General features: G+C 68.5%; 24 protein-coding genes. 11 read left to right on the top strand and 13 right to left on the bottom strand.

Annotation, left to right across the window (positions count from 1 at the left end; genetic code table 11):
- Positions 1 to 59: 59 nt before the first annotated feature.
- Genes tolB through Q664_RS05495 form a run of 4 tightly spaced genes read right to left on the bottom strand, consistent with a single transcriptional unit; the run spans position 60 to position 3307 of the window.
- The gene (tolB, locus tag Q664_RS05480; RefSeq protein WP_043390602.1) at positions 60 to 1346 is read right to left on the bottom strand and encodes a Tol-Pal system beta propeller repeat protein TolB; all 1287 of its coding nucleotides are present in this window, start codon (positions 1344 to 1346) and stop codon (positions 60 to 62) included.
- Positions 1343 to 2116 carry an energy transducer TonB gene (locus Q664_RS05485; protein WP_043390604.1) on the bottom strand — a complete coding sequence of 258 codons (774 nt, stop codon included), beginning with the start codon at positions 2114 to 2116 and terminating at the stop codon, positions 1343 to 1345. The genes tolB and Q664_RS05485 overlap by 4 nt, the downstream gene beginning before the upstream one ends.
- A 3-nt stretch (positions 2117 to 2119) precedes the next feature.
- Complete coding sequence (gene tolR / locus Q664_RS05490) at positions 2120 to 2587, bottom strand: protein TolR (RefSeq protein WP_043390607.1); 468 nt, start codon at positions 2585 to 2587, stop codon at positions 2120 to 2122.
- Positions 2588 to 2599: 12 nt separating this feature from the next.
- Entirely contained in the window at positions 2600 to 3307 is a 708-nt protein-coding gene (locus tag Q664_RS05495; RefSeq protein WP_043390637.1) for a MotA/TolQ/ExbB proton channel family protein, read from the bottom strand.
- Positions 3308 to 3489: 182 nt separating this feature from the next.
- On the opposite strand from Q664_RS05495, the gene Q664_RS05500 reads away from it, so the two are divergent.
- Both Q664_RS05500 and murI read left to right on the top strand, forming a co-directional pair.
- On the top strand, positions 3490 to 4533 hold the full coding sequence (locus tag Q664_RS05500; protein ID WP_043390608.1) for a hypothetical protein: 1044 nt from the start codon (positions 3490 to 3492) through the stop codon (positions 4531 to 4533).
- A 110-nt stretch (positions 4534 to 4643) separates the two neighbouring features.
- Complete coding sequence (murI, locus tag Q664_RS05505; RefSeq protein WP_043390610.1) at positions 4644 to 5462, top strand: glutamate racemase; 819 nt, start codon at positions 4644 to 4646, stop codon at positions 5460 to 5462.
- A 96-nt stretch (positions 5463 to 5558) separates the two neighbouring features.
- On the opposite strand, the gene carF is transcribed toward murI, so the two are convergent.
- On the bottom strand, positions 5559 to 6413 hold the full coding sequence (gene carF / locus Q664_RS05510; protein WP_043390612.1) for a plasmanylethanolamine desaturase: 855 nt from the start codon (positions 6411 to 6413) through the stop codon (positions 5559 to 5561).
- Positions 6414 to 6622: 209 nt separating this feature from the next.
- Between carF and Q664_RS05515 the strand changes: the two genes are divergently transcribed.
- Positions 6623 to 7171 carry a hypothetical protein gene (locus Q664_RS05515; RefSeq protein WP_043390614.1) on the top strand — a complete coding sequence of 183 codons (549 nt, stop codon included), beginning with the start codon at positions 6623 to 6625 and terminating at the stop codon, positions 7169 to 7171.
- Between the two features lie 16 nt (positions 7172 to 7187).
- Here the strand turns inward: Q664_RS05515 and Q664_RS05520 are convergent, their stop codons facing one another.
- From Q664_RS05520 to Q664_RS54555, 4 genes are all read right to left on the bottom strand, one after another.
- A complete protein-coding gene (locus Q664_RS05520; RefSeq protein WP_043390616.1) occupies positions 7188 to 8624 on the bottom strand; it encodes an SLC13 family permease in 1437 nt (478 codons plus the stop codon).
- 1053 nt (positions 8625 to 9677) lie between these two features.
- Entirely contained in the window at positions 9678 to 10631 is a 954-nt protein-coding gene (locus tag Q664_RS51590; protein WP_160174345.1) for an NPP1 family protein, read from the bottom strand.
- Positions 10632 to 11018: 387 nt separating this feature from the next.
- Positions 11019 to 11396 (bottom strand): hypothetical protein, encoded by a 378-nt coding sequence (locus Q664_RS05530; protein WP_043390618.1) that lies wholly within the window; start codon positions 11394 to 11396, stop codon positions 11019 to 11021.
- 11 nt (positions 11397 to 11407) lie between these two features.
- A complete protein-coding gene (locus tag Q664_RS54555; protein WP_043390619.1) occupies positions 11408 to 11899 on the bottom strand; it encodes a hypothetical protein in 492 nt (163 codons plus the stop codon).
- Positions 11900 to 12234: 335 nt separating this feature from the next.
- Between Q664_RS54555 and Q664_RS05540 the strand changes: the two genes are divergently transcribed.
- The 7 genes from Q664_RS05540 (at position 12235) to Q664_RS05570 (ending at position 19733) form a co-directional block, all read left to right on the top strand.
- Positions 12235 to 13434, top strand: a complete 1200-nt coding sequence (locus Q664_RS05540; RefSeq protein WP_152621930.1) for an alpha-hydroxy acid oxidase — start codon at positions 12235 to 12237, stop codon at positions 13432 to 13434.
- A gap of 128 nt (positions 13435 to 13562) precedes the next feature.
- The gene (gene ftsE / locus Q664_RS05545; RefSeq protein ID WP_043390621.1) at positions 13563 to 14258 is read left to right on the top strand and encodes a cell division ATP-binding protein FtsE; all 696 of its coding nucleotides are present in this window, start codon (positions 13563 to 13565) and stop codon (positions 14256 to 14258) included.
- Positions 14255 to 15157 carry a cell division protein FtsX gene (locus Q664_RS05550; protein WP_043390623.1) on the top strand — a complete coding sequence of 301 codons (903 nt, stop codon included), beginning with the start codon at positions 14255 to 14257 and terminating at the stop codon, positions 15155 to 15157. The genes ftsE and Q664_RS05550 overlap by 4 nt, the downstream gene beginning before the upstream one ends.
- Positions 15154 to 16323: a murein hydrolase activator EnvC family protein gene (locus Q664_RS05555; RefSeq protein WP_084609543.1), complete on the top strand. Its 1170-nt coding sequence runs from the start codon at positions 15154 to 15156 to the stop codon at positions 16321 to 16323. Before Q664_RS05550 ends, Q664_RS05555 begins: the two co-directional genes overlap by 4 nt.
- Positions 16320 to 17345: an oxidoreductase gene (locus Q664_RS05560; RefSeq protein ID WP_043390627.1), complete on the top strand. Its 1026-nt coding sequence runs from the start codon at positions 16320 to 16322 to the stop codon at positions 17343 to 17345. The genes Q664_RS05555 and Q664_RS05560 overlap by 4 nt, the downstream gene beginning before the upstream one ends.
- A 114-nt stretch (positions 17346 to 17459) precedes the next feature.
- Positions 17460 to 18311: an alpha/beta fold hydrolase gene (locus Q664_RS05565; protein ID WP_326938669.1), complete on the top strand. Its 852-nt coding sequence runs from the start codon at positions 17460 to 17462 to the stop codon at positions 18309 to 18311.
- Positions 18312 to 18350: 39 nt separating this feature from the next.
- Positions 18351 to 19733, top strand: a complete 1383-nt coding sequence (locus Q664_RS05570) for a S41 family peptidase (protein WP_052517704.1) — start codon at positions 18351 to 18353, stop codon at positions 19731 to 19733.
- Positions 19734 to 19807: 74 nt separating this feature from the next.
- Here the strand turns inward: Q664_RS05570 and Q664_RS05575 are convergent, their stop codons facing one another.
- Positions 19808 to 21601 carry a hypothetical protein gene (locus Q664_RS05575; protein WP_235216570.1) on the bottom strand — a complete coding sequence of 598 codons (1794 nt, stop codon included), beginning with the start codon at positions 21599 to 21601 and terminating at the stop codon, positions 19808 to 19810.
- 227 nt (positions 21602 to 21828) lie between these two features.
- Between Q664_RS05575 and Q664_RS59930 the strand changes: the two genes are divergently transcribed.
- Positions 21829 to 22359: a hypothetical protein gene (locus Q664_RS59930; protein ID WP_052517703.1), complete on the top strand. Its 531-nt coding sequence runs from the start codon at positions 21829 to 21831 to the stop codon at positions 22357 to 22359.
- Between the two features lie 83 nt (positions 22360 to 22442).
- On the opposite strand, the gene Q664_RS05590 is transcribed toward Q664_RS59930, so the two are convergent.
- The 3 genes from Q664_RS05590 to Q664_RS05600 all read right to left on the bottom strand — a co-directional run bounded on the left by Q664_RS05590 (position 22443) and on the right by Q664_RS05600 (position 26234).
- Positions 22443 to 24236, bottom strand: a complete 1794-nt coding sequence (locus Q664_RS05590) for a M4 family metallopeptidase (RefSeq protein WP_043390633.1) — start codon at positions 24234 to 24236, stop codon at positions 22443 to 22445.
- A 226-nt stretch (positions 24237 to 24462) separates the two neighbouring features.
- Positions 24463 to 25263, bottom strand: coding sequence for a glutaminyl-peptide cyclotransferase (locus Q664_RS05595; RefSeq protein ID WP_235216571.1), 801 nt, complete (start codon positions 25261 to 25263; stop codon positions 24463 to 24465).
- A gap of 32 nt (positions 25264 to 25295) precedes the next feature.
- Positions 25296 to 26234: an L-lactate dehydrogenase gene (locus Q664_RS05600; RefSeq protein WP_235216572.1), complete on the bottom strand. Its 939-nt coding sequence runs from the start codon at positions 26232 to 26234 to the stop codon at positions 25296 to 25298.
- Positions 26235 to 26454: the final 220 nt, after the last annotated feature.

Here is a 26454-nt window from a genome sequence, read left to right on the forward strand (position 1 = left end):
AGGGGAGATGTTTGCGCGTGTTCCCAGGGGCACTCCTTCGAGGACATTCCCGAAGGGGCTTACCGGCCCCAGTCGGGCGTCAGCAGCGTGCTCTTCTCCTGCCCTGGCAGCGCGACCTGGTTGTTGCCATCGGCCGTCATCACGAAGAGCTGCGACCCGCCGTTGCGCGTGGAGGTGAAGAGAATCAGGCGCCCGTTGGGCGAGAAGGACGGCTCCTCGTTGTTCGCCTGGTCCTGGGTGAGGCGCGTCACCTTGCCGCTGTCCACGTGGACGGTGAAGAGATCGAACGCGTTGCGCTCGTCGCGAGCGGTGAAGGCGATGAGATCGCCCCGGGGAGACCAGTCCGGCGTCTGGTTGTAGTTGCCCTGGAAGGTGAGCCGGCGCACGCCGGAGCCGTCCGCGTTCATCACGTACACCTGTGGCGAGCCGCCCCGGTTGGACACGAAGGCGATGCGCTTGCCATCCGGCGACCACGAGGGGCTGGTGTTGATGCCGAAGCGCGTGTCCGTGAGCTGCTTGGGCTTGTCGCCATCCGCCTCGGCGACCCAGATCTGCGTGCTCTCACCCGAGGCGAGCGAGTACGCGATGCGCTTGCCATCCGGCGAGAAGGAGATGCCGGTGGCCATCTGCCCCTCGGACGTCTTGATGCGCGCCGTGTTGCCGGCGGGCCGGCGGATGTAGAGCTCCGGCTCGCCCTGCTGGTACGAGGTGTAGCCCACCGCGCCGTCCGGCCCGAGCGAGGGCAGCAGGTTGATGCCGCCGCGGGTCACCTGCTTCGCGTTGCGGCCGTCCCAGTCCGCCATCCAGATGTCGCGGTTGTTGCCCGTCTTGCGCACGTAGGTGATGCGCGAGAGGAAGGGGCTCGGCTCGCGGGTGAAGTGGCGGTAGATGGCGTCGGCGAGCTTGTGGGCCACCTGGCGCGACTCGGCGGCGGGGGCGCTCTGGGACGTCTTGAAGTCCTCGCGGCCGGTGCCCACGTTGAACACGCGCGCCTCGGCCTTCAGCTCGCCGCCCTCCTGGGCCAGCGAGTACTTCACCAGCGACTCGGCGCCCACGTCCGCCCAGCGCGAGAAGTTGATGCTGCCGGCCGCCATGCCCTCCTTCGGGTCCGCCAGGAAGCTGCCGCGGTCCAGCACCTGGAAGATGCCGGAGGCGCGCAGGTCATACATGAAGGCCTCGTCCACCTCCTGGGCGGACGCCTTGGCCTCCTCGCCCTGTACGAGCGGCGCGGTGGCGGCCAGGGGCAGGGGCCGGAAGTTGGCACCGGAGATTTGAATGACGGGCGCCTGGGCGAGCGCCGCCACCGGCAACAGGAGGAGCGAGAGGAAAAGGGCTTTCGCGTTCACGGGCTGAACTCCAGGACGATGCCGCTCTTCTGCAGCGTGTCCCGCAGATGGTCGGGGGGAGGAGAGAAGGGAGAGGCCTTCTTCACCGCGGCCAGTACGGCCGAGTCGAAGAGATCATTGCCGCTGGCCCTGGCCAGCCGCGTCTCGATGACCTCACCGGTGCGGTTGAGGCGCATGGCCACCTGGGCCTTCAGGTACAGACGCTCGTTGTCGGGGATGGTGTCCGCGACGTTGTAGTGGCGGCGCACCTGCGAGGAGAGCAGGCCGAAGTAGCGCTCGCCCTCGGCGGTGGCCGAGTCGCCGTTGGGGTCGCCGTCCTCGGCGCCGTCCAGCTCCTCGTCGGGTTTCGACTTGGAGAGCTTGTCGAAGGCGCCGAACAGCTTGTTGCGCCGGTCCTCGCCCTTCGTCTCGCCCTTCTGGGGCGCGGGGGCGGGGGCGGGCTCCGGCTTCACCCCGGGGATGGGCACGGCCACCTTGGCCGGCGCGGGCGCGGGGGCGGTGGGCGTGGGCGGGGCCTCCACCTTCTTGGGCGGAGGCGGAGGCGGCTGCTCCTTGCGGGGCAGCAGCTTCTCGTCCCGGGGCTTGCCCAGGCGCACCAGCGTGGCGCGGATGGGCTTCTGGTCCAGCTGCACCCGGGGACCCTCGACGAAGGCGTTGTACAGCCCCACGGCGACCAGGATGAGCACGTGCCCCCCGAGGGACACGCCGAGGAAGCGTCCCAGGCGGGAGCCCCTCGGTGCGAGCAGACTGTGATGGACGGCCGGGTGCATGGGCTAGCGCCTTGCTTCCTTCGCTTCCTTCTTGCCCTTGTTGGACGCCCGGCCCCCGGCGGTGGGGTCCGTGATCATCCCCACGTTGCTGATGCCGGCGCGCTGGGCGGCGGCCATGACGTCCACCACCACGCCATACGGCACGTCCCGGTCCGCGTGCAGGTACAGCTCCTTGTCCGCCTGTGCCTTGGCGTTGGTGGCCAGCTTCTTCTCCAGCTCGTCCACCGGCACCTCGGCCTCGCCGATGTAGATGCGACGCTGCGCGTCGATGGACAGCACCAGCTTCTTCTCGGCGGCCTCCACCGGGGCGGCCTTGGCCTCCGGGAGGTTCACCTTGACGCCCTGCTGGATGAGGGGTGCCGTCACCATGAAGATGATGAGCAGCACCAGCATCACGTCCACCATGGGCGTGACGTTGATCTCACTCATGGTGACGCGGCCGCCGCTTCCGCGATTGGAGCCCATGCCCATGGCGCGTGTCTCCTAGCGGAAGAAGTGCCGCTTGATGATGTTGAGGAAGTCCGCGGAGAAGTTGGCCATCTCCGTGTCGAACACCTTGATGCGGCTGACGAACGAGTTGTAGGCCACCACCGCGGGGATGGCCGCGAACAGGCCGGCCGCCGTGGCGAACAGCGCGTTGCCCACCGGCGCCGCCACCGTGGCCAGGGTCGCGTTGCCCTGCTCGGCGATGGAGTTGAAGGCGTTGAGGATGCCGATGACCGTGCCGAACAGGCCCACGAAGGGCGAGGCCGCGCCCACCGTCCCCAGGAAGGACACCCGGTGCTCCAGGTCGGTGAGCTGCGTGGTGGACGCCCGGTTGAGCGCCCGCTCCACGTTCTCGATGCCGCCCAGCCGCTCGGACATGGCGCCCTCGGCCCCCTCCTTGTGCTGCGCCAGCTTGCTCAGCTCCTCGTACCCGGCGCAGAACACCTTGGACAGCGGCGAGCCGTCCAGCTTCTGGGCGTCCTGGTAGATGGTCTCCAGCCGGGAGGCCTTCCAGAAGGAGTCCAGGAAGCTGAGGGACTGTCTCCGGGCCCGCGACAACTGGGTGTGTTTGAGTGCGATGAGCGCCCAGGAGGCCACCGAGACGGCCATCAGCAGGCCCAGCACGCCCAGCTCCAGGACGGAGGCGTCACGGAGGATCTGCAGGTAGTTCATGGCGCCGAGCGCCGGGGGGAGGTGGGGCAGCATCATGGGGGTCAGGCCGTAACATCCGTGTCCGGGGTGGTCAAACAAACCCGGTGGGGGGAGGGAGCTGGCGGGAGAGAGTTGCCGGGCTTTGAATAAATTCCCCAAGGGGGCGTCCGAGGGGGTGTGTGACGGGCCGGATGCCCGTACCCCCCTCCCTATCGATGTAGAATCGAGGACGTCCCATGAACGCCAGAATCCTCACCGCATTCCTCTGTCTCACGGCCGCCAGCACGGGCTGCATCATCGTCGACGGTGACGGTGATGGTGGTGGTTACCAGCAGGGCTACGAAGGCGATGTCACCTTCCTGTGGACGTTCGCGCCCAATGGCCGCTGCGCGGATGTGCCGGATGTGAAGAACATCCAGATCTCCATCCCCGGGGAGTCGCTCCACAACAACGGCGTCTATGCCTGCAACACCGCCGGAGTGGATGGAATCGTCCTGCACGACTTCATGCCCGGCAACTACCCCTACACCGTCCGGGCCATCGGTTATGACGGCGACACCCTCTTCGAGGGCCGGGGCACCTTCACGGTGAACGGGGATGTGCGGGTGAACATCGACCTGACGCCCAACGGGATGTCCTATGCGCTGGTGTCCTGGTACTTCCCGCCCAACACCTACAGCAACAACCCGTCCTGCTCGCAGGCCGGCGTGAGCTACATCCAGGCGCAGATCGACGACGGCGAGTGGGTGACGCTGAACTGCGCGGACGGCATGAGCAACGGGGGCGTGGAGACGCCGTGGCTGGCGGATGGGACGCACACCATCCAGATGATCGCCTATGGCCGGGATCGGGCGGGCCGGGACAACCTGCCGCTGTACAACACCTTCGGCACGTTCACGACGAGCGCGGGCAGCCCCCGGTCCGAGTCCTACCGGTTCTTCGAGGTGGGTGGCATGTCGCTGCGCTGGGAGCTGTGGGATGGCAGCGCGCGCCGGTCGTGCGCCGAGGCGGGCATCACGGGGATGGTCATCAACCTGAAGAACCTGGCGACGGGCGAGCTGGTCTACGGCACGGCGGGTGACTACCAGTCCTGCACGGGCGCGCCCATCCTCTACCAGTACCTGAAGCCGGGCCGGTACGAGGTGTACATCCGCGGCATGAAGGGCTCGTCCATCGCCTACAGCAACGAGGACCTCCCGGACGTGCTGACGGTGAACGCCTTCGAGCAGAAGACGGCGTCGGACGTCTCCTACACGGTGGCCCTGGTGCGCGAGTACTAGTCAGCCGCCAGGTCGCTTGGAGTCCGGAGGGCCGGGGCATCCGCCTCGGCCCTCCTTGCTTTGCGGGCGGGCGGCTGGGGTTGGCATCAAACGTGATAGGGAAGCCGGTTATGCGGCAAGGAAGCCACAGTCCCATCGGGGTTTTCGATTCGGGTGTCGGAGGACTGACGGTCCTCAAGGCACTGATGTCCCACCTTCCCCACGAGAGCACGCTCTACCTGGGAGACACGGCGCGGGTGCCCTACGGCACGAAGTCGGGCGAGGTGGTGACGCGCTACTCGCTGAAGAACGCGGAGTTCCTGCTGGAGCGGGGCATCAAGCTGCTGGTGGTGGCGTGCAACACGGCGTCGGCGGTGGCGTTGCCGGCGCTGTCGGCGGCGCTGCCGGTGCCGGTGGTGGGGGTGATCGCTCCTGGGGCGAGGGCGGCGCTGAGGCGGACGCGGGGCGGAGGGGTGGGGGTCATCGGGACGCCGGGGACCATCCGTTCAGGGGCGTACCAGCGGGAGCTGGAGGCGGCTGCGGGGGCGGAGGGGGTGAAGGTGAAGGCGAGGGCGTGCCCGCTCTTCGTGCCGTTGGCGGAGGAGGGGTGGCTGGGAGGAGACGTGCCGCGGCTGGTGGCCCGCGAGTACCTGGCGGACTTCGCGCGGAGCGGGGTGGACACGCTGGTGTTGGGGTGTACGCACTACCCGCTGCTGAAGGAGGTCATCGCCGAGGCGGTGGGGCCGCGGGTGGAGCTGGTGGACTCGGCGGAGGCGACGGCGGAGGTGGTGGCGTCGCTGCTGGAGGAGCAGATGCTGCTGGCGCCCGGGGGAGGGACACCGGCGCACCACTACTTCGTGACGGACGTGCCGGAGCGTTTCGTGGAGGTGGGGGCGAGGTTCCTCGGGAGGCCCATCCACGCCGCGGAGCAGGTGGACCTGTCCTTCTAGGGAACACAGTCCCCCTCTCCCTCCGGGAGAGGGACGGGGTGAGGGTGCCACGGGCCCCAGCTTCCCCCCTGGAGCCCCCACCCACGGACCCGCGAATCAGGAAGGCCGAGCGGAGGACACGGGCGCCTCGTCCGGAGTCGCCTCCTCCAGGAGCTCCTTGGCGGCCTGGACGACGGGAGGAGTCGCCGTGGAAGTCGCCTCGAAGAGCTCGAGGGCGGCCTCGGTGCCGATGTCGTCCTTGCGGGGAATCAGCCCGGTGACGCGGGTAATGAGCCGCTCCAGGGTGGGGAAGAAGCCGATCATCACGAGCGGCTTGTTCATCCATCCGACGGTGATGCAGTAGTACTTGTTGAAGGGCGCGGTGTGGTGGATGCGGTGGTGGTCGGGGGGGAGGATGAGGTGGACGCGCTGGAGGAAGCCGATGAGCGCGGGGGGGTGGTCCATGTGGGACCACTTGTGGAACTGGTTGGTGGCCATCACCCAGAAGATCATGGCGCCGAGGAAGGCGGAGACGAAGACCTGGCCGGGGCTCGCGTGGGGGAGGAGGACGGCGAGGATGGCGACGGGGAGGGAGACGAGGCAGTTGTTGCCGTTGGTCTCCACGAAGTCATGGCGGGTGATGGCCTTCTCGTCGACGTGGTGCTCGCGGAAGGGGCGGATGAAGGCCTTGCCGAGCACGGGCATGTCGGTGGAGCCCCAGGTGTCGCCCATCCAGTGGACGAAGCCGGAGACGAAATCGGCGGCCAGGTAGCCCAGCAGGAGGGCGCTGAGGAGGAGCCAGGGGCCGGTGTGGGGGTTGCCCCACAGGCGCCAGACGAGGGCGAGCTCCAGGCCAACGAAGGAGACGATGCTGGCGATCTCCATGGCGCGGATGGCGGGCGAGTAGCCCTGGGCCAAAGCGGTGGCGTCCTGCTGACGCAGGTGGTTCTTGAGCTCGTTCTTCTTCGTCATGAGTCCCGTCGTGCTCAGGGGGGCCGGGCGGGAGCCGCCGACCCTGTCCAGGGAGACTCTACCTGGAGTTGGATCCTGGACGAAGTCATCGGGTGAACGATGCAGGCGCCCGGTCTTCCAGCCGGGAGGCCAGCGGGCATCCGAGGAAGAAGGACCGACGCGTTCCTTGTGTCCCCTGGTGGCCGCTGGTACGTTCCGCCGCCTCGGGCATGGCGAAAACCTTCGAAAAAGCCGTCACCGGCTTCAACCACAACATCAAGTACAAGGGGAAGGTCTACCACGTCCAGACCGAGGACTCGGGCGTCAACAACCCCCACATCATCACCCACCTGTTCGTGGGGGGTAACATCCTCGCGTCCAAGAAGACGTCGTACGCGGACATCCTCAACGCCGAGAACCTGGGCGAGGTGGTGCGCGAGTTGATGGAGGAGCAGCACAAGGAGATGCTGCGCAACCTCATCAACGGGGTGTACGACGGCTTCGACACGTCGGGCGTGCGGCACTACCAGCCGGGTCAGTTGGGCACGGCCGAGGACGCCGCGCAGGCCCGGCAGGCGGCACCGGTGGCCAAGCCGCAGCCGGCCCCGCCGCCGGGTGCCTTCGTGCCCCCGGAGATCGCCGCGGCGCGTGCCATGAAGGTGGCGCCGAAGATCAACGAGGTGGGCGTGGAGACGCTCTTCGGAGAGGACCTCATCTCCGAGAAGAGCCTGGACGAGGTGATCCTCAGCTACCTGGCGGGCGAGGACAACAACCAGTAGTCCCGCGCGGCCGTGCTCAGCCGAGCACGAAGCGCACCCAGACGAGCCCGTAGAGGGTGAGGAGCGCGGCGGCCAGCAGGTCCAGCGGCAGCCCCACCTTCATCATCGTGGGCAGGCGGACGTAGCCGCTGCCGAAGACGATGGCATTGGGCGGAGTGCCCGCGGGCAGGGCGAAATCGCACGACGAGGCGAAGGTGCTCACGGCGAGCAGGGGCAGCGAGCCGGGGAGCACGTTGAGGAGCACGTTCACGGTGGCGGTGTTGGAGGCCACGGCGGACAGGAGCACGGTGGACAGGGCCACGGCGCCGTACTGGGCGGTGGGGCCCAGGGACTCGAGGTTCGCCAGGCGCGCGGCCATGTACGTGGAGAGCCCGCCGCCCTCGATGCCCGCGGCGAGCGCGAAGCCGCCTCCCAGGAGCAGCAGCGTGTCCCAGGGGACGCGGGCGAGGGACTGGAGCGACAGCCGGCCCAGCAGTACGAGCGTCCCGGCGGAGAGCAGTGCCACGCTCGCTTCGTAGTGCTTGCCGAGCAGCTTGAAGCCCCCGAAGGCCGAGGCCACCCAGGGCGCGAGCACGGGCCGCAGGAAGTCCCCGCCCATCCACAGGAGAGCGGCCACCAGGAAGACGGCGCCCACCACCTTCTCGCCGCTCGACAGGGGCCCGAGTGCGGACAGTTCCCGCTGGATGACGTCCACGCCCTTGCCGGGGCCGAGAGCGTCCCGGCGGCCCATGCGCCACAGCATGCACCAGACGAGTGGCACGAAGAGGAGGACGAAGGGCAGGGCGGCGGCCATGTACTCGAGGAATCCCACGTCGGTGCCGAGCCGTCGCGAGGCGACGCCCGCGAAGACGGAGTTGGTGGGGCTGCCGATCTTGGTGCCTATTCCGCCCACGTTGGCACCGTAGGCCACGCCCAGCATGAGCGCGGCGCCGAAGTGCTCCAGCCGGCGGCCCTCACTGGCCTCGAGCTGGGCGATGAGGGCCAGGCCAATGGGCACCATCATCACGGCGGTGGCGGTATTGGAGATCCACAGGGAGACGGAGGCGGTGGCCACGAGCATGCCGAGCAGCAGGAGTTGGGGAGCGGTGCCGATGGCGCGCATGATGAGCAGGGCGATGCGCCGGTGCAGGTGCCATTGCTCCAGGGCGGCGCCCAGGGCCATGCCGCCGAGGAAGAGGAAGATGTAGGGGTCCACGTAGGGCAGGGCGGCGCGGCCGAGGGAGGCGGGCAGGCCGACGCCGAAGACGCCCAGCGCGGGGAAGAGGACGAGGGGGAGGAGGGCCGTCCAGGCGATGGGGATGGCCTCGGTGAACCACCAGAGGGCCATCCAAGCGGCCACGGCGGCAGCGGCGGCAGGGCGGTGGCCCATGCCGGGTACGGCGTGGAGCCCCGAGGGGATGAGCAGAAGGGCCCCGGCGGCGAGCGGCCCGGCGAGCATGCCAACCAGACGCACACGGGACGGCGAGGTAGGGGGTGCACTCCGGGTCGAGCGGGAAGCCACGTCCCCACCGTGCCACAGGTGGCGCGAGCGGGGACGATCATCTCCGGCGGATGGGTTGAAAAGAGATCCAACGAGGGCTGATCAAGGGACCGGAGTTTTGGATCTCCCCTTTCGAACTCCTCGCTTCCTCACCATCGTTTGAGCCGTTCTCCACCGGACCACACGATGCACGAACTATGAGCATGTTGATGTGTGCTTCCCTTGAGTTCTGGGCTGGATAGGATGGGAGTGCACATGCGGTCCACCTCCTCCACTCCACGGGGCAAGCTCTTCGTACAGCCGGGTAACCGGCTGCTCGGAGTAGTGATTGCGTATCTTGCAATCACAGGCGCCTGCCGTCCGTCCGGATGTCTACCGGACGAACCTCGAACAACCGGTTCGAAACCGCAGCTCCACGATAACTGCTCGAACGACTCTGATTGCCAGTTCGCGCATGTCTGCCTGATGTGGTCTCGTCCGAGCGCGGGTTGTCTTGGAATGAGGACGACCTTGTATGGGGGCTCCTGTGAGATCCCGTGCAATGCCGACTCAGAATGTCCAAGCCCCATGAAGTGTCTCGTCAACATGCATACACTCGTACAGTCTTGCCTCTAGCGGAGCATAAGACGGAGAGGGGCAGGGTTGAGGGAGGAGGGCCGAGGACAGGGTCCGCCCGAGTAGTGCGCCCGGAGGGTGGAGAGGCCGCGCGGCCATGTACGTGTGGTGGGGCTGCCGCTCTTCCCGTGAGTGGCCTGGGGCGTTGCCAGGATGTGCCCGGACAAAGGGGACTCGCGATGGTGCAGCCGCTCGGGCGCCTGGGCATCGTGGGGTACCAGACGCTCGTGGAAGCTTCGCGCCAGGCCAGGGTGCACTACCGCATCCAGACCCGCCGTCTGGCTGAAGAGCGCCACGGCGAAGGAGCGCTCCGCATGAAGATGGGGACTGTCGGGCAGCCCGAGCGCTCCCTCCTCCACGGCGAGAGGAGGGACGTCCGAAAACTCGAGCCGGTCAACCGCTACCGCGGGCTCACTGCTCCGGGAGGCTGCTATAGATCGACGGATAGTTCGCCTTCAGCTCCTGGGTCCGCGTGAACCACACGTCATCCCAGGTGAAGCTGAAGTTGCTCCAGAAGCTGTCCGATCTGGGAACGGCGTTGTTGGCCTGATACATGATCTCGCCGTCGTTGCGGGTCTTGAAGCTCGCGGAACCGAAGTTCGAGGACTCGAGCCGCGACCGGTAATCACGGTTCTGCCAGTAGCGCTCCCACTCGTCGTTGTTCCAGGACTTGTAGGCACGGTAGTGGCTCAGGACGTACGGCAGATAGAAGTCACCCTTGTTCCCGATGTACTCGACGCGATCGCGGTCGCCCTGATTGGCGAAGCGGAACGCGTGCGTCCCCACACCGTCCTTGTGGTACACGATGTACGCGTGACCCTGGTTGCGGATCGTGTCGTTGATGTGCCGGGTGTCGAAGTTGCCGTGAGCGCTCGCGGAGATGTGGCTCACGAACTCGGAGCTGCCACCACCCGTGTAGTCGATGCGCCCGGTCCACACGATGACCGTCTCGACATCGTGGCGATGCCCGCCCAGGAACGAGCCGCCGAGGGCCTGATCCTTCTCGAAGTAGAGCTCGTAGAAGTGCGCGCAGCGCCTCACGCGGCCCTGCGCCTCGTTCCGCTCGTTGCACAGCTGCCGGTGGATGACGTTGGCGAAGGCCTCGAAGCCTCCGTCGCGGCAGCTCCCCTGTGGCGTGCCCGTCGCATTGAGACCGGGGTTCTGGCTCAGGTTGTTGTTGCGATTGAAAGGAGTGGCCGGATAGCAGCCGTCCGAGTCGAAGTCGAACACCGGATGGTAGTTCGAGATCTGCCCCTGATTGAACAGCGAGGGCGCGTGGTCCATCCGGGGAAGCTCGTCGGCGAAGGCACTTCCACCGACGGTCAGGCCGCACAGGGCGACGGAGAGTGACAAGGTCTTGCGCATCTTGGAGTGAATGGGGTGAGCGAACATGGGGTTCTCAGTGGGGTTTCCAGGCTGCACACGTCGTGGCTGACTCGACGTCGTCGAACGTCCTCGACTCCGCCACCGGCTCCCGGGGCGCACCTCGTGCAACGAAACGGTCAAGTTGCATGACCGTGACGACCGAACGACCTGCGCCTTCGGAACCGGCGATTCCACGGTAATTCGTTTTGGCGAAAATCAAACGACCGTGCGCTGGAACGTGATGGCAATCCGCTGGATACATCCGGAAAGGTGCGTGGATCGCGGCTGAAGTGGGCACCTCCTGGAACCGGCTCCGGGAACCCGTCGCGCGGAGCGGGAACGAGGCGCTTCGGGCTCTTGCTCGAACGCGCACGAGGCCTGCGGAGCCTACTTCGAATCTGGAGGTTCCAGTTCTTCCGGCAGGGGCCTGGGGACGAACTTCAATCCCTTCGGCATGGCATATACGACAAAACCCTGGTCAGCGATTTTAACGAGAGCGCCATCCCTGGCATGGCCACTGGCGAGCCACTTGTCCGCTTCCTCTTTCGTCGCGAACGTTTGGGCAATGGTCACCGGCTTGTAGGTGAAGAACCTCTGAAAATAATCGCGGTATTCATCCAGTTTCTGGGTGTCGCGGAGATAGAGCAACGCTACCGAGGCAATTCGGAGCGCCTCGTCTTCCGGCGTGCCCTCCGGGTATTTCGCACCCACGGTGCCGAGTGTCTTCATGACGGTGTCGACATCAAAGTTTGAATGATAGGTCATGGGTGTACCGGTTAGAGGGCAAGAGGAGCCAGAATCAGCGCGCCAGAGCCGCCAGTCGTAATGACGAAGGCAACGCCAGCGATGATGACGACCGTACCAAGCGTCACTTCGGCCTTGTGCGTCCGGATCCATCCAACCGCGTCCTCGACGCGCGAGAATTTCAACTCCTTCGCCTTCTTCTCATTCTCCTTTTCGCATTCCATATACTGCTTGCGGCATTCCCTGGTGCAATACTCGTTATACCATTCGTCCCGTTTCGTGTGAGGCCATGGCAGAGTAGGGGCGTTCCAACACTCTTTGAAGCATTGGACATGCTCCGCATCGCAGTCGCGGAAGCCAGCGCCGCCAGTGCCGAGAGCGCTGCCGACTCCACGCGCATCCTCGGAGATGAAGTAGATGCGGTTTTCCGGCCGTTGCCCGTGGGCGCATCCGACGCTGAGCACCCCCATTGCGGTCATCAAAACGACCAATCTCATCGCGCTGCACTCCTCGTACTCATTCATTCTGCCTGACACTCATGCTCAACAACCTCCATGGTACGGATGGCGGACGGTGAGGAGGTCGGGGGGGTCCAAGGAGTTTGTTTCGAAGAAAACATGAGCAGGACGGCCCCGGCGGCGAGCGGCCCCGCGAGCAGGCCGAGCAGGCGCATCCGGGCCGGTGTGGTGGATGTCGTACTCCGGGGCGAACGGGAAGCCACGTTCCCACCGGGACACAGGCGACGTGCACCTCGGTAGTCCCCGGGCGCTTCGCCTCGGCCGGGTGTTGGCGTGAAGCTGGAGGCGCTGGACGAGGCGGTCTGGGGTCGAGAACCCCGCTCGTGATAGGGTCCCCAGCCGTGGCTCGATTCGCCAACATCGAGGATGTGCGGCAGCGGGCGAGGCGCCGGTTGCCTCGCTTCCTCTTCGATTTCGTGGAGGGCGGCGCGGATGACGAGGTCACCGTGCACGCCAACCGGCGGGCCTTCGGCGACTATGCGTTCCGCGCCCGCACCCTGGTGGATGTCAGCACACGGGACTTGTCGACAACGCTGCTGGGGCAGCGTCTGGCGCTCCCGGTGATCCTCGGGCCGGTGGGCCTCGCGGGGTTGCTCGCCCCCAGGGGTGAAGTCCTCGCCGCGGAGGCGGCCGCGCGCAAGGAGACGGTGTTCGTGCTGAGCACCATGTCCGTGTGCACCATCGAGGAGGTCGCGGCGGCCTCGCCCGCGTCCCGGTGGTTCCAGCTCTACATCTGGAAGGATCGGGAAGTCACCCGCTCGCTGGTGGAGCGGGCGCGGGCCGCGGGCTACAGCGCGCTCTGCCTCACGGTGGATGTCCCGGACATGGGCAATCGTGAGCGCGACGTGCGCAACGGCTTCGTGGTGCCGCCGCGCCCCACGCCCTCCAATGTGCTGGATCTCCTGCTGCACCTGGGTTGGGTGATGCGGATGACGCGCTCGCCGCGTGCCACCTTCGGCAACTTCCTGGACACGAAGGCCCTGTCCCGCCGGGACGCGGTCTCCGTGGCCGGCTACACGTCGCGCCAGTTCGATCAATCCGTCACCTGGGCGGACGTGGAGTGGCTCCGTGGGTTGTGGCCCGGTCCGTTGGTGCTCAAGGGCATCACCACCGCCGAGGACGCACGGCGTGCCGTGCAACATGGGGTCGAGGCCATCGTCGTCTCCAATCACGGTGGGCGGCAGTTGGATGGTCTGCCAGGCGCCCTGGACGTGCTCCCCGAGATCGTCGAGGCCGTGGAGGGACGGGCGGAGATCGTCCTGGACGGTGGCGTCCGCCGCGGCTCGGACGTGGTGAAGGCGCTCGCGCTGGGGGCTCGCGCCTGCATGATCGGCCGGCCGTTCCTCTATGGGCTGGCGGCCGGAGGCCAGGGCGGCGTGGAGCTGGTGCTGGAGCTCCTCCGCAAGGAGATCGATCGCACGCTGCTGCTTCTGGGCTGCCCCCGGGTGGCTCAACTGGATGCCTCGTACCTGCGCGGGCCCGAAGGGGCGCACGCCGGGGGCGGAATCCAGCGGGCGGCCCTGAAGAGCCTGGCGGGCTGACCTCCTGGCGAGCAGGCGGACCGGGCGCACCCGGGACGGCCGGGTGGGGCGCGCAACCCGGCTTCAGCGGGGAGCGACATGCCCAACGTGGCGAGGTGGCCTCCACGAGGCCATAATCGGTCCCGCCGATGATCCAGATGTTCCACGTCTACAAGGCGTATCCAGGCGATCCGCCCGTCCTCTCGGACATCAACCTTCACGTGCAGAAGGGTGAGTTCGTCTTCCTCACCGGACCCTCGGGCGCCGGGAAGACGACCCTCATGAAGCTCATCTTCTGCGGCGAGAAGGCCACCAAGGGGCAGATCCTCGTGGGCGGTCGCAACATCGCCCGCATCCGCGAGTCGGCCATCCCCTACCTGCGGCGCAACATCGGGGTCGTCTTCCAGGACTTCAAGCTCCTCCCCCACCGCACCGTCGAGGACAACGTCGCCTTCGCCCTGGACGTCCTTGGTGTCCCTCGTGCCGTGGCTCGCGAGCGCGTCCAGCGCATGCTCAAGCTCGTGGGCCTGCAGCACAAGGCCAGCTCCATGCCCCTCAAGCTCTCCGGTGGTGAGCAGCAGCGCGTGGTCATCGCCCGGGCGCTCGTCAACGACCCCACCATCCTCCTGGCCGACGAGCCCACCGGCAACCTGGACCCGGCGCTCACCCTGGAGATCATGGACCTCCTGATGGACGTCAACGCGCGTGGCACCACGGTCATGGTCGCCACCCACGATCACAGCCTCATCACCCGCTACCAGAAGCGCACCCTGCGCCTGGAGAACGGCTTCATCGTGTCGGATGAGGACGGCGTCAAGGCCGCCCGGCGGATGGCGGCGGGATGAGCGTCTTCGCGAAGACGGCCTACTTCTGGCGCTCGGCGGCCTCGGGCCTCCGGCATGCGCCCTTCATCCACTTCGTCGCCGTCACCACCATCGCCATCGCCATCTTCTCCGCCGGCCTCGCCCAGGCCACCGGCCGCATGGTCGAGGCCCTCATCGGCTCGCTCGGCGGCGAGGTCCAGGTGACGGTGTACCTCTCCCCCGAGCTCGACGAAGAAGGCGCCGCCGTGCTGCGCGAGCGCATGGTGGCCCTCAGTGGTGGCCGCGCCAATCTGGTTCCTCCTCGGGCCGCGCTCGAGCGGCTCGCGACCGAGCTGGGCGACCTCGGCGAGGCGCTGGCCCAGTTGCCGGAGAATCCGCTGCCGCCCTCGCTGGAGCTGGAGGTCCCCCAGGAACGGCGCACCCCGGGCGCGCTCAAGGCGCTCGCACAGCAACTGCGCGCCATGCCCGGCGTCACCGGCGTGGACTACGGCGAGGAGGCCGTGGAGCGGCTCTCGGCCATCTCCAAGGCGCTGCGCTATGGCGGGTGGGTGGCCTTCGCCGTGGTGCTGCTCGCCACCGTGGTCATCGTGTCCGCGACGTTGCAGCTCGCCATCTACGCGCGCCGCGGCGAGATTGAAATCCAGAAGCTGGTCGGCGCGACGGACCGCTTCGTCAAGGCGCCCTTCCTCATCGAGGGCTTCCTCCAGGGTCTGCTCGGGGCCGGTGTGGCGCTGGCGGGACTGCTCGCCTTCGAGCGGCTCGCGGGGCCCGGTCTGGCCTCGCTCTTCTCCTTCCTCGTGGGTCCCGGCGGCATGGTGCCGCTGCTGGAGCCGCGCATCGCCCTCGAGCTGCTGGCGGCGGGCTGTGGGCTGGGGCTCGGTGGCAGCTTCATCGCGGTGGGGCGCTTCCTGCGGGTATGAGCCGGCTCGTCCTCCTCTCTCTGCTGCTGTGGGGTGGTGCCGCCCTCGCCCAGGAGGACGGGGTTCCCCCTGCATCCGCCCAGCAAGGCGCGGCGGAGTCATCTCCCGCGCTCGACGAGGCGTCCGAACGGGAGGCCGTGCGCGAGAAGCTCGCCACGCAGCGGGCGGCGCTCGCGCTCATCGAGTCCCGCAAGGTGTCCGCGCTGGAGGTGTTGGAGATGGTGGAGCAGCGCGCGGCCACCAGCTCGCAGCGGGTGAAGGCGCTGGAGCGCGACCTGTCCGTCTTCCGCAAGCGGCTCGCCGTGGCCGAGCAGGAGGACGCCCTGACGCAGGAGATGCTGCGCGGGCAGATGCGCCGGCTGTCCCCCCGGCTGTGGGGCATGTACCGCCTGATGCGCCGCCGGCCGTTGGAGGTGCTGCTGAGCGCGAAGGACTTCTCCGCCATGGTGTGGCGCTCGCGCGCGTTGCGGGCGACGCTCGAGGAAGATCTGCGGCTCCTGCGCACGGTTCAGCGGGTGGCCCGGTTGCGGCGCCAGTCGGCGGCCGAGCTGCGCCGGTTGCAGGGCTCGCTGGACGTGCGCCTGGGTTTCCTGCGTGAGCAGGCGGCACTGGCGCGTGCCCAGCAGGCGGCGCTCGAGGAGATCGTGGGCGCCATCAAGGGCGAGGCGGAGCTGGCGCGGCGCATGGTGCGCGAGCTGGAGCAGGCGGACGAGGACCTCACCCGCGTCATCCAGGACCTCAACGAGGGTCCGGCCTCGTCCGGCTTCGGTGCCCTCAAGGGCAAGCTGCCCTTCCCCTCGCCGGGCCTCATCGAGGTGGGTTTCGGCAAGGTGGTGAACCCGCGCTTCAACACCGTCACCGTGCAGAAGGGCGTGGACATCCGCGCGCCCGCGGGCTCGCCGGTGAAGGCGGTGGCCGAGGGCACCGTGGCCTACGCGGGATGGATGCGCGGCTACGGCAACCTGCTCATCCTCGACCATGGTGGCGGCTACCACACGCTGGTGGCGCACCTGGCCTCCGTGGCCCAGGACGTGGGTGCCCAGGTCGCCGCCGGTGACGTGGTGGGCGAGGTCGGTGACACCGGCTCGCTCAAGGGCGCCTATCTGTACTTCGAGATCCGCCGCGCCGGGCAGGCGGTGGACCCAGCCCCCTGGTTGGCACGATGACCGCTCCCATCCGTACGGGATTGATTGGATACGGCCTGTCCGGTGCGCGCTTCCATGCGCCGCTGCTCGCCGCGGAGCCCGCCTTCTCCCTGACGGCGGTCGCGACCCGCAAGGCCAGCGAGGTCGCTCGTGACTGGCCGGGTGCGCGCGTGCTCTCCCAGGACGAGCTGCTGGCGGACCCGTCGCTGGAGCTGGTCATCATCGCCACGCCCAACGACTCGCACGCGGCGCTGGCGGAGCGGGCGCTCCTGGCCGGCAAGCACGTGGTCGTGGAGAAGCCTTTCACCCTCGACTCGGCCGAGGCCTTGCGGTTGGATGCACTGGCACGCGAGCGCGGCCGGTGTCTGACCGTCTTCCACAACCGGCGCTGGGACGGGGACTTCCTCACCGTTCGCCAATTGCTCGAGCAGGGACGGCTCGGCCGGTTGTTCAGCTTCGAGAGCCACTTCGATCGCTTCCGGCCGCAGGTGAAGGCGCGCTGGAAGGAGGACGATGTTCCCGGTGGTGGCACGCTGTGGGATCTCGGCTCGCACCTGATTGACCAGGCCCTGCAGTTGTTCGGCATGCCCGAGTCCGTCATCGCGGACCTCGGCCGGCAGCGCACGGGTGCGCGGGCCACGGACTGGTTCCACCTGCTGCTGCGCTATGGCGAGCTGCGCGTGCTGCTGCACTCGGGCTCGGTGGTGCACGAGCCCTGGCCGCGCTTCGTGCTGCAGGGCGAGGCCGATGCCTGGAGCAAATACGGGTTGGATCCTCAGGAGGAGCAGCTCGGGGCGGGGCTCCGGCCGGGCCTGGCGGGTTGGGGCATCGAGCCTTCGGAGCGCTCCGGCCGACTGAGTCGCGGCGGAATCGTGCAGGGCCTCCCGGGCCGCTATCAATCGTTCTACCGCCAGTTGGCCGAGGCCATCGCGGGCGGGGGCCCGGTGCCGGTGACGGCGGAGAGCGCGGCCCAGGTCATCCGAATCATCGAGGCGGCGGAGCGCAGCGCACGCGAGGGCCGGCGCATCCCGCTCCCTGGCTGATTTCCCGCATTCCGGGCCGGGAACCCGGCTTCCGGGCGTCCACTCGTGGATGGATACCGTGTGGAAGATGATGCGGTGCGGCATGGAGGAGGTTAGCTTTCGGCCGTGGATCTCATGTCAGGACTCCAGGAAGTCACCCGGCGCATGTTGGTGGCGCGCGGGGTGCGGTCGAGCATGGTGGACGTGGCCGGGCAGCGGCTGCACCACTACGAGCTGAAGGGGAAGGGCAAGGGGCCGCCGGTGCTGCTGGTGCACGGGCTGGGCGGGACGGCCAACGGCTTCGCGCGCATCTTCTTCGGGCTGGCCCGGCGCTTCGAGCGGGTGTTGGCGGTGGACCTGCCGGGACACGGCTTCTCGCCGGAGTACTGCCTCGGGCCCACGTGCGTGCGAGGCCAGTACAACATGCTGGTGGAGTACTGCCGGAAGGTGGTGGGGGGCCCGTCCTTCGTGGTGGGCAACTCGCTGGGCGGTGCCCTGTCCGTACAGCTGGCGGCCGAGCATCCCGAGCTGGTGAAGGCCCTGGGGCTGGTGGCACCCGCGGGAGCGGACGTGGGGCACGAGTTCTTCGTGGAGGTGCTCCAGGCCATGGACGTGCGCACGGCCGAGCAGTGTCGCGCGCTCACCAGGCGCCTCTTCCACCGTCCGCCCATGGTGATGATGGCGCTGGCCGACATGGTGCGCGGCATCTACTCGACACCGGCGGTGAAGGCGCTGAGCGCGGACGCGCTGGCCACGCGCGAGTACCTCAAGCCCGAGGTGCTCCAGTCGCTCGCCATGCCGGTGCTGCTCGTGTGGGGTGGGAGTGAGAAATTGCTGCCCCGGCAGAGCCTGGACTTCTTCCGCTCGCACCTGCCGGCGCACTCGCGGGTGAGGGTGGTGGAGGAGTTCGGCCACATCCCGCAGGTCGAGCGGCCGAACGAGCTGCTGTCGGAGTTGGTGCAGTTCGCGGACGCCACGGGGCTGTAGGAGGGCCGGGGCGTGGGCCGGGTGCTAGACTCGGGGCTCATGCGCTCCCTGCACTCCTGGCGCGCGGCACTCGCCGCGGGCCTGTTGCTCCTGGCTCCCGCGGCGCGGGCGGATGGACGTGAGCCCTCCGCTCCTTCCAATACCGCCACGTACGAGCAGCTCGAGGTGTTCGCCCGGGTGCTCTCCTACGTGGAGAACAACTACGTGGAGCCGGTGGATGAGAAGCGGATGATGTACGGCGCCATCCAGGGAATGCTGGAGACGTTGGATCCGCACACCGTCTTCATGCCGCCCGAGGTCTTCAAGGAGATGAAGATCGACACCTCCGGTGAGTTCGGAGGGTTGGGCATCGAGGTGGCGCGCAAGGGTGACAGCGTCGTGGTGGTGGCGCCCATCGACGACACGCCAGCGGCGCGAGCGGGCATCCGGGCCGGGGACGAGCTCATCGCGATCGACGGTGAGAACATCCAGGGGATGGGCGTGCCGGAGGTGCTCCAGCGCATGCGGGGTCCGGCGGGCAAGCGGGTGCTGCTGACCATCATGCGCGAGGGCTTCAACGCGCCGCGCGAGCTGGCCATCATCCGGGACCACATCCGCATCATCTCGGTGGAGGGAGCGCTGTACGGAGGCATCGCGCACCTGAAGGTGAAGAACTTCCAGGACCGCACGGCGCTGTACCTGCGCAAGGAGCTGGACCGGCTGCGGGAGCAGAACGGGGGCAAGCCGCTGCGAGGGGCGGTGCTGGATCTGCGCAACAACCCGGGCGGGCTGTTGGACCAGGCGGTGGCGGTGAGCGACCTGTGGCTGCCGGGGAACCTGCCCATCGTGAGCACTCGCGGGCGCAAGGGAGGCCGCGCGAACGAGGAGCTGAGCAAGGAGCGGGACACGGAGCCGAGCTACCCGCTGGTGGTGCTGGTGAACGCGGGGAGCGCCTCGGCGTCGGAGATCGTCGCGGGGGCGCTGCAGGACCACGGACGCGCGAAGATCCTCGGCACGCAGACCTTCGGGAAGGGGAGTGTTCAGACGGTCATCGAGCTGGAGGACGGCTCGGGGCTGAAGCTGACCATCGCGCGCTACTACACGCCGAAGGGGCGGAGCATCCAGGAGAAGGGCATCACGCCGGACTACCTGGTGCCGGAGACGCAGGGCGGGAAGGGCTCGAAGGACCAGCCGCGGGAGAAGGACCTGGATCGGCACTTCAAGGCGGAGCCGGTGGTGTCGAGCGAGTCCGACATGGTGGCGAAGCCGAAGACCCTGCCCGAGAGCGTGAGGGACTGGGACGTGTCGGCGAAGGTAACGGACTACCAGCTGAAGATGTCGCTGAACTATCTGAACAGCGTGGCCAACGGCGCCGCCCGCCCCACCACGAAGGCAAGCCCCGAGAAGACGAGCACCGAGAAGGCGAGTACCGAGGCCCCCTGACCCCACATCCCCTCTCCCCTCGGGAGAGGGACGGGGTGAGGGTATCGAGGGCCTCGGGTTGAACCGCGAGGGCCCTACCGTGTACCCCCGGGCCACAAGGGAGCATCCGCCTGGTCCGAGGGCCACACCGTGCCCCGGTTGCCAGGAATCTCCTTGCCCGCGGGGTCCGTGACGAAGTTCCCCACGTCGCCAAAGGCCCGCTCGGCATTCACCTGCCCGCCACGCAAACGCATGGGCCCGAGCGTCGTCCCCTGCCGCACGGCGACCACCTCATGCGGTCCCGGCCGCAGATCCACGAGCGCTCCCTTGCGAGCGGCGTCCAGCAACTGTTGCTCGTTGCCGATCGGATCAGCCACCGTCTTGGCCTTGAACGTCCACACCAGCAGGCTCGTGGGCGCCCGGCCGGAGAAAGCCCGCTCGAGGAGGTCCTTGCCGCCGAAGAACTGCTTGCCGATGTCGTTCTGGTTCACGGGCCCGGCCATCAGACACACGCCGCCGCTGAGGTCACACCCCTCGGGAATCTCGGTGGTACCGGCCACCTCGGCGACGAGCGCTCCGCGAGCCGCCGCCGCGCCGAAGGCCCGCACCGCGTGAGCGAAGGACAACCCCGACTGCTCCACCTCGCGGCGGGACAGTCCTCCGACGTAGATGCGCTGACCCGCGAGCGCGAACGCCTTCCGCCCGCGAGCGCTGTTGCGCGAGAGCGCCCGCCCGAGCGCCAGATCCGCCCACAGTGGCAGCCGGGCGATGAGCTTGTCGGTGACCTGCTCCAGCTCCTCGCGGACCGAGCGCAGCCGCTCCTTGCCATGGGGCGTGAGCACGTCGATGCGCTCGAGCAGCACCAACTCCTTGGCCCGCTCGCGGGACACGCCGGTGAAGCGGGCGAAGGCGTTGTAGGCCGCGCGGCCCGCCTGCACCGTCAGCTCCTCGGGCACGTCCATGGGCTGGCGCGTCTGATAGGCGGGAGGGGCGCTCGGCTCGGCGTTGACGCCGGGCTGGATGCGCTCGCTGCGCAGGGCGAGCAGCGCCGCGCCCAGGCGCCGTGCCGTGGAGCGCTCCATCGGGATGCGCTCCTCCTCGGGGACATGACCCACCTGGGCCACGAGCGAGATGCGCCAGCCCGCCGCGCGCTCCGCCGGGGTGAGGCCCACGAGCGCCTCCAACTCGCGCAGGGCCGCCGTGTCGGCGGGCTGCTCGAAGGGCTCCAGGAAGACCTGGGCCCGCCGCGTGCCCGCGGAGGCAATCACCGTCGCGCGCTCCATGGCATCCGCGAGGACGCCGAGGTGCAGCTCCTTGAGGTAGCCGATGGTGGGGATGTCATCCGCGTGGTGGAAGCGCTTGGCCCAGGCGCGCATCGGCACGGTGATGAGGCTGGCCAGCGGCTTGTGGCCGACGAAGGTGAGCAGGAAGGTGAAGGGGGTGCGGTAGGGGCGCGCGAGCACCACGTGGGTGCAGGCGGCACCCTCGAGCACGGGCGCCTCCTTGCGGCCCATGCGCCTCAACAACGCGGCGGCCTGCTCGGAGTCCTTGGGGCCCAGCAGCACCTCGCGCTGCCCGCGGAAGTTGGTGGACTGCCTGGCGGAGAGCACGCCGAGCGAGCACTCCTCGAAGAGCTCGCGCTCGGTGAGGGCGGGGCCCGGGACGAAGCGCGAGGGCCTCGGCAGCGAGAGCAGCGACAGCAGGATGCCGGCCTCCTCCCGCGAGAGCGAGACGCGCGTGCGGTAGCCAACGGGCGAGGACGACTCGAGCGACTCGGGCAGGTGGTAGCGCGTGCGCTTCTCACCGGGCGCGGCGAAACGTGCATCGCGGCGGACGCGGAACTCGGACGGAGGGGCGGGGATCGCCACCAGCTCGAGCGGCTTGCTCACGGGTGACTCCTCGACATGGTCGGGCTTCCTCATGGGGGCGCGAGAGTGCCAGCGGCGGGCGTGGGCTGTCGCGCCCCACGTGCTGGCGCCCTGCGTCATCCGGGTGAACAGAGGGGTGGCCCCTCGGACAGACCCGGGAGCAGGAGCCCTTGCCTGCTTCCCGCTCTGCTTCCGGATGGCCTCGCTCCGCCCCATTCCTCTCCAGCAGCCCAAAGGAGGGTTTCCGGATGTCCATCCGCCTCATGTGGTGCGGCGTGCTCGTCGTCGGTGCGGCGCTCTGTGGTCTGTCCTGTGCTCCCACCGCCGATGCCGGGCAGGAGGCCGGTCTCCAGGAAGAGGAGGTCCGGGGTGATTTCTGCGGCGGCATCGCCGGCATCCCCTGTGCCGAGGGGTATGCCTGCGTCGATGACCCTCGCGACGACTGCGACCCGGACCGGGGCGGCGCGGATTGTGGAGGCATCTGCCGGAGGCAGAACCCCGCTGCCTGCACGGGACGGGAACCGGGCCTGCGCTACGTCTCCCGCGACCCCGCTCAGTGCGCCGCCATCCGCTTCACCTGCAAGGAGGGCTTCCTCCCGTTCTTCAACGAGTGCGGGTGTGGCTGCCAGAAGCAGCAGAAGGCCTGTGACTACAACGACCCGAACCGTTCGTACGTCTCGAGGGACCCCGACGCGTGCGCCGCCATCACCTTCCTCTGCGAGGGGGGCTTCCAGCCGTTCTTCGACGAGTGCGGCTGCGGCTGTGAGGTCGTCCGGTAGCGAGCCCTGGCCCACGAAAGACAACCGGCGCGGCCACCCGAAGGTGCGCCGCGCCGGCGTGAGGACTTCCGTGCTGCCCGGGATTACTGGCCGGAGCTCGCCTTGTAGGTGGTGCCGGAGTAGGCCGTGTAGCCCTTGATGAGGACGTAGTACGTCCCCAGCTTCGCGCCGTTGATGGTGCAGCTCTCCGTGGAGGTGGCGCCCGCGGAGCGGCAGTCGTAGCTGGTGGTGGTGGGCGCGCTGCCGAACTTCACGTACAGGTCGGCGTCACCCGTGCCGCCAATCGTCTCGAACTTCATCGCCGTCGCGCCGGCCGGCGTGACGTGGGTGTAGTGGGTGTTGCTGCTCTTGGCGCCCGACAGGTTGCTCACGGTGGTGAGCACCGTCCAGCTCGGGGGCGCGGCCACGCCCACCGCGGCCCAGGCCTCGTTCACCGCGGCGGCGGCGGTCGCGCCGTACAGGTCGGTGGCGGCCTGCGCCGTGGCGCCGCGCGCCTCGGAGAAGGTGCTGCCCGGCGTGAGGTACACCGTGTTGGCGCGGTAGAAGATGGCCGCGCCCTTCATGATGCTGGCGTAGGCGTCCGCGTCGAGCGCCGGCACCACGTTGGTCGTCTTCCCGCGCGGGTGCGTGCCGCCCGTCACCATCAGCTTGAACGCCAGGTTGGCGATACCCGAGTTCCAGTGCACGCCGCCGTTGTCGGAGGTGCCCGTGTAGCGCGTGGGGTAGTAGTCGTAGTCACCCGCGATGGCCGGGTCGTTCATGTAGCGGAGCGCGTCACCCGCGGTGGCCGGCGTCCAGCACTCCTCGCCGATCTTCCAGGTGTTGGCGCTGACGGCCCCATCCCGGAAGGCCTCGATGGAGGCGCCGAAGACGTCGGACATGGCCTCGTTGAGGGCACCCGACTCGTTGGCGTACACGAGATCCGAGGAGGTGTCGGTCACGGCGTGGGTGAGCTCGTGGCCCACCACGTCCAGCACGGTCAGCGGGCCGGACTGGCTGCCATCTCCATCGCCGTACACCATCTGCGTGCCGTCCCAGTACGCGTTCACGTAGTTGCGGCTGTAGTGGACGGACGAGGTGAGGGTGGCGCCGGCGCCGTTGTAGCTGTCACGGCCGAACTTGCTGAAGTAGAAGTCGTACGTGAAGCCCGCGTTGTCGTGCGCCTGGTTGAGCACCGCGTCGCTCGAGGGACCCGAGGCCTCGTTGCGCACCAGCGTGCCGGGCAGCGTGGTGCGGTTGTTGGCGTTGTAGGTGTTGCGGTTGCGGCTCGTCTTCAGGTTGTCGAACTGCTTGACGACCTCACCCGTCTTCGCGTCGATGAAGAGGTTGGGCATCGAGGGCGCGCCCTTGTCCGTGACGCTCTGGAGCTGCACGCGGTACGTCAGGCGGGCGCCGTTGCCAATCTCATCGGTGAGGATCTGCAGATCCGCCTTCGGATCCGCCCTCAGCGCGCGGGAGCCGCCCACCTGGGCCACGGCGATCTGGATGGCCTCCTCGGCGCGGAGGCCGGGGGTCGTGTCCACCTTGAGGTCGCGGGCCAGACGGTCCGTGACGGAGACGACGGAGCCATTCGCATCCGTGTGGAGGATGGCCTCGGCGCCAAAGACGGGCACGCCGCGGAAGCTCTGCGACACGCGCTCGTGAACCAGACCGCGCTCGTCACGCAGGGTGCGCTTGAGCGCCACGTCCCCCGCGCCCCGGAAGAAGTCCGGACGCTGCGCCCGGAACTGCTCCAGACCCCGGCCCTCGGCCTTGGTGGAGATGTTGCTGTCCTGCGTCCCCTGGGTGTCCTGGGTGTCGGCGGTGGTGCTGTCGACGCTGCAGGCGCTCCCGAGGAGCACGAGGGGGAGGATGGAAACCAGACGACGAGTGCGCATGACGGTTCCTCCGACTCGACGGTTGTGTCGAGTGCTTTCTCACTTTCCAAGAAAGCGAGACCTCCTGTCAACCCGTAATTTTCCGCTCTTGCTGCGTGAACACGGGGAGAAGGGAGTCCGGAGTGTGGACTCGGGCACACGCCCACCGGCCACGCGCCTCGGAACGAGGGCGTACGGGTGCCTCGCCGCGAAGGCGTGCGGGTGAATCAGTGGGGGGGCGGAGGGACTACCTGGGCACGAGCCGGATGTGGAACAGCCGGGGCCAGCGCTTGCCGGTGACGAGCAGCCGGTCCCGGGCCGCGTCGTAGGCGATGCCGTTGAGCACGTCCTCGACTCCGGTCCGGTCCTGGGGCGGGAGGAGCCCCGAGAGGGAGATCCACCCGGTCACCTTCCCCGTGGCCGGGTCGATGCGGGCGATGTCGTTCTCCATGTACACGTTCGCGTAGATCTCCCCCTTGATGAACTCCAGCTCGTTGAGCTGGGAGATCTCCCGGCCGTTGTCGGTCACCCGGATGGAGCGCTGCAACGCGAGCGTGGCGGGGTCGAGGAAGCGCAGGGTGCTGGAGCCATCGCTCATGATGAGCGAGGTGCCATCATCGGTGAGGCCCCAGCCCTCGGTGGGGTACTCGAAGCGGCCCACCTGCTGGAGCGTCGTGGCGTCGTAGATGAAGCCCACGTGCGAGCGCCAGGTGAGCTGGTAGAGCCTGCCCTTGAAGAGGGTGATGCCCTCGCCGAAGTACTGCCGCTCCAGGGCGTGCCGGCGCAGGACCGCGCCCGTTTCGAGCTCCACCTCGCGCAGGCTGGACTGGCCGTTGAGACCCGTGCCCTCGAACAGCCTGCCGTCGCGGTAGACGAGCCCCTGGGTATAGGCATTGGGGTCGTGCGGCCAGCTCTGGACGACATCGAACCCGAACACCGGTGTGGCCGCCGGGGGCGTGGACGCGGGAGAGCGCTCACTGCGGCAGGCCAGCAGGGTGAGCAGCACGAGGGGGGAGAGCCACGCGAGGCAGGGTCGTCGGGAGATCACGATGAGAGGCTCCTGGGGGCGAGGCGGCTTCGTCAGAAGCCTAGCGTGCGGATGGCCTGGCGGATCGTATCCGCGCTGCGGCGCAGGCCCTCGCGCTCCGTGTCGTCGAGGGGGACCTCGAGCACCGTCTCCACGCCCATGCGGTTGACGATGCTCGGCACGCTCATGCAGACGTCGCCGATGCCCAGGTAGCCGTCCAGCCGCGAGCTCACGGGCAGCACCCGGTTCTCGTCGTACAGCACGGCCTCCAGGATCTGCGCCGTGGCCAGGCCGATGGCGTAGTTGGTGGCGCCCTTGCCGCGGATGATCTGATAGGCGGCGTTGCGCACGTTGTCGAAGATGCGGGTGCGGTCCTCGTCCGTCAGCCGCGAGTGTCCCGGCGCGGACCACTTCATCAGCGGAACCGCGCCCACCGTGGCCGAGCTCCACAGGGGGAGCTCCGAGTCCCCGTGCTCGCCCGCGATGAAGGCGTGCACGTTCTGCACGGCCACGTTGAGGTGGCGGGCAATCAGGAAGCGGAAGCGCGAGGAGTCCAGCACCGTCCCGCTGCCGAACACCCGCCGCGCGGGCAGCCCGCTCAGCTTCTGCACCACGTACGTCAGCACGTCCACGGGATTGGTCACCACGAGCAGCAACGCATCCGGGGCCACCTTCAGCAATCGCGGCACGAGCGTGCGGCACATCTCCACGTTCGCGCCCGCCAGCTCCATGCGCGTCTGCCCCTGCTTCTGCTTGGCGCCCGCGGTGATGACTACCACGTCCGCCCCCGCGCACACGCCGAGGTCGTCCGAGCCCTCCAAGTTGGCCATGGGCACGAACTGCAACCCGTGGTTGAGGTCCAGCACCTCGGCGTCCACCTTGGCGCGGTTGATGTCGTAGAGGGCGAGCTGCTTCGCCACGCCCCGGATCATGGTGGCATAGGCGATGGTGGCGCCCACCGCGCCGGCTCCGATGATTGCGATCTTGTTCACGCGCTCGGCCATAGGTGGCGCAGCCAAGCACATCCGCTCGGGTTGCGCATGCTCCCTCTCCCTCTGGGAGAGGGCGGGGGGTGAGGGTCTTCCCGCATGTAGTAGANNNCNCNCNCNCNCGCGCGCGCGCGCGCGCGCGCGCGCGCGCGCGCGCGCGCGCGCGCGCGCGCGCGCGCGCGCGCGCGCGCGCGCGCGCGCGCGCGCGCGCGCGCGCGCGCGC

The sequence above is a fragment of the Archangium violaceum Cb vi76 genome (genome assembly GCF_000733295.1).
GTDB lineage: Bacteria > Myxococcota > Myxococcia > Myxococcales > Myxococcaceae > Archangium > Archangium violaceum.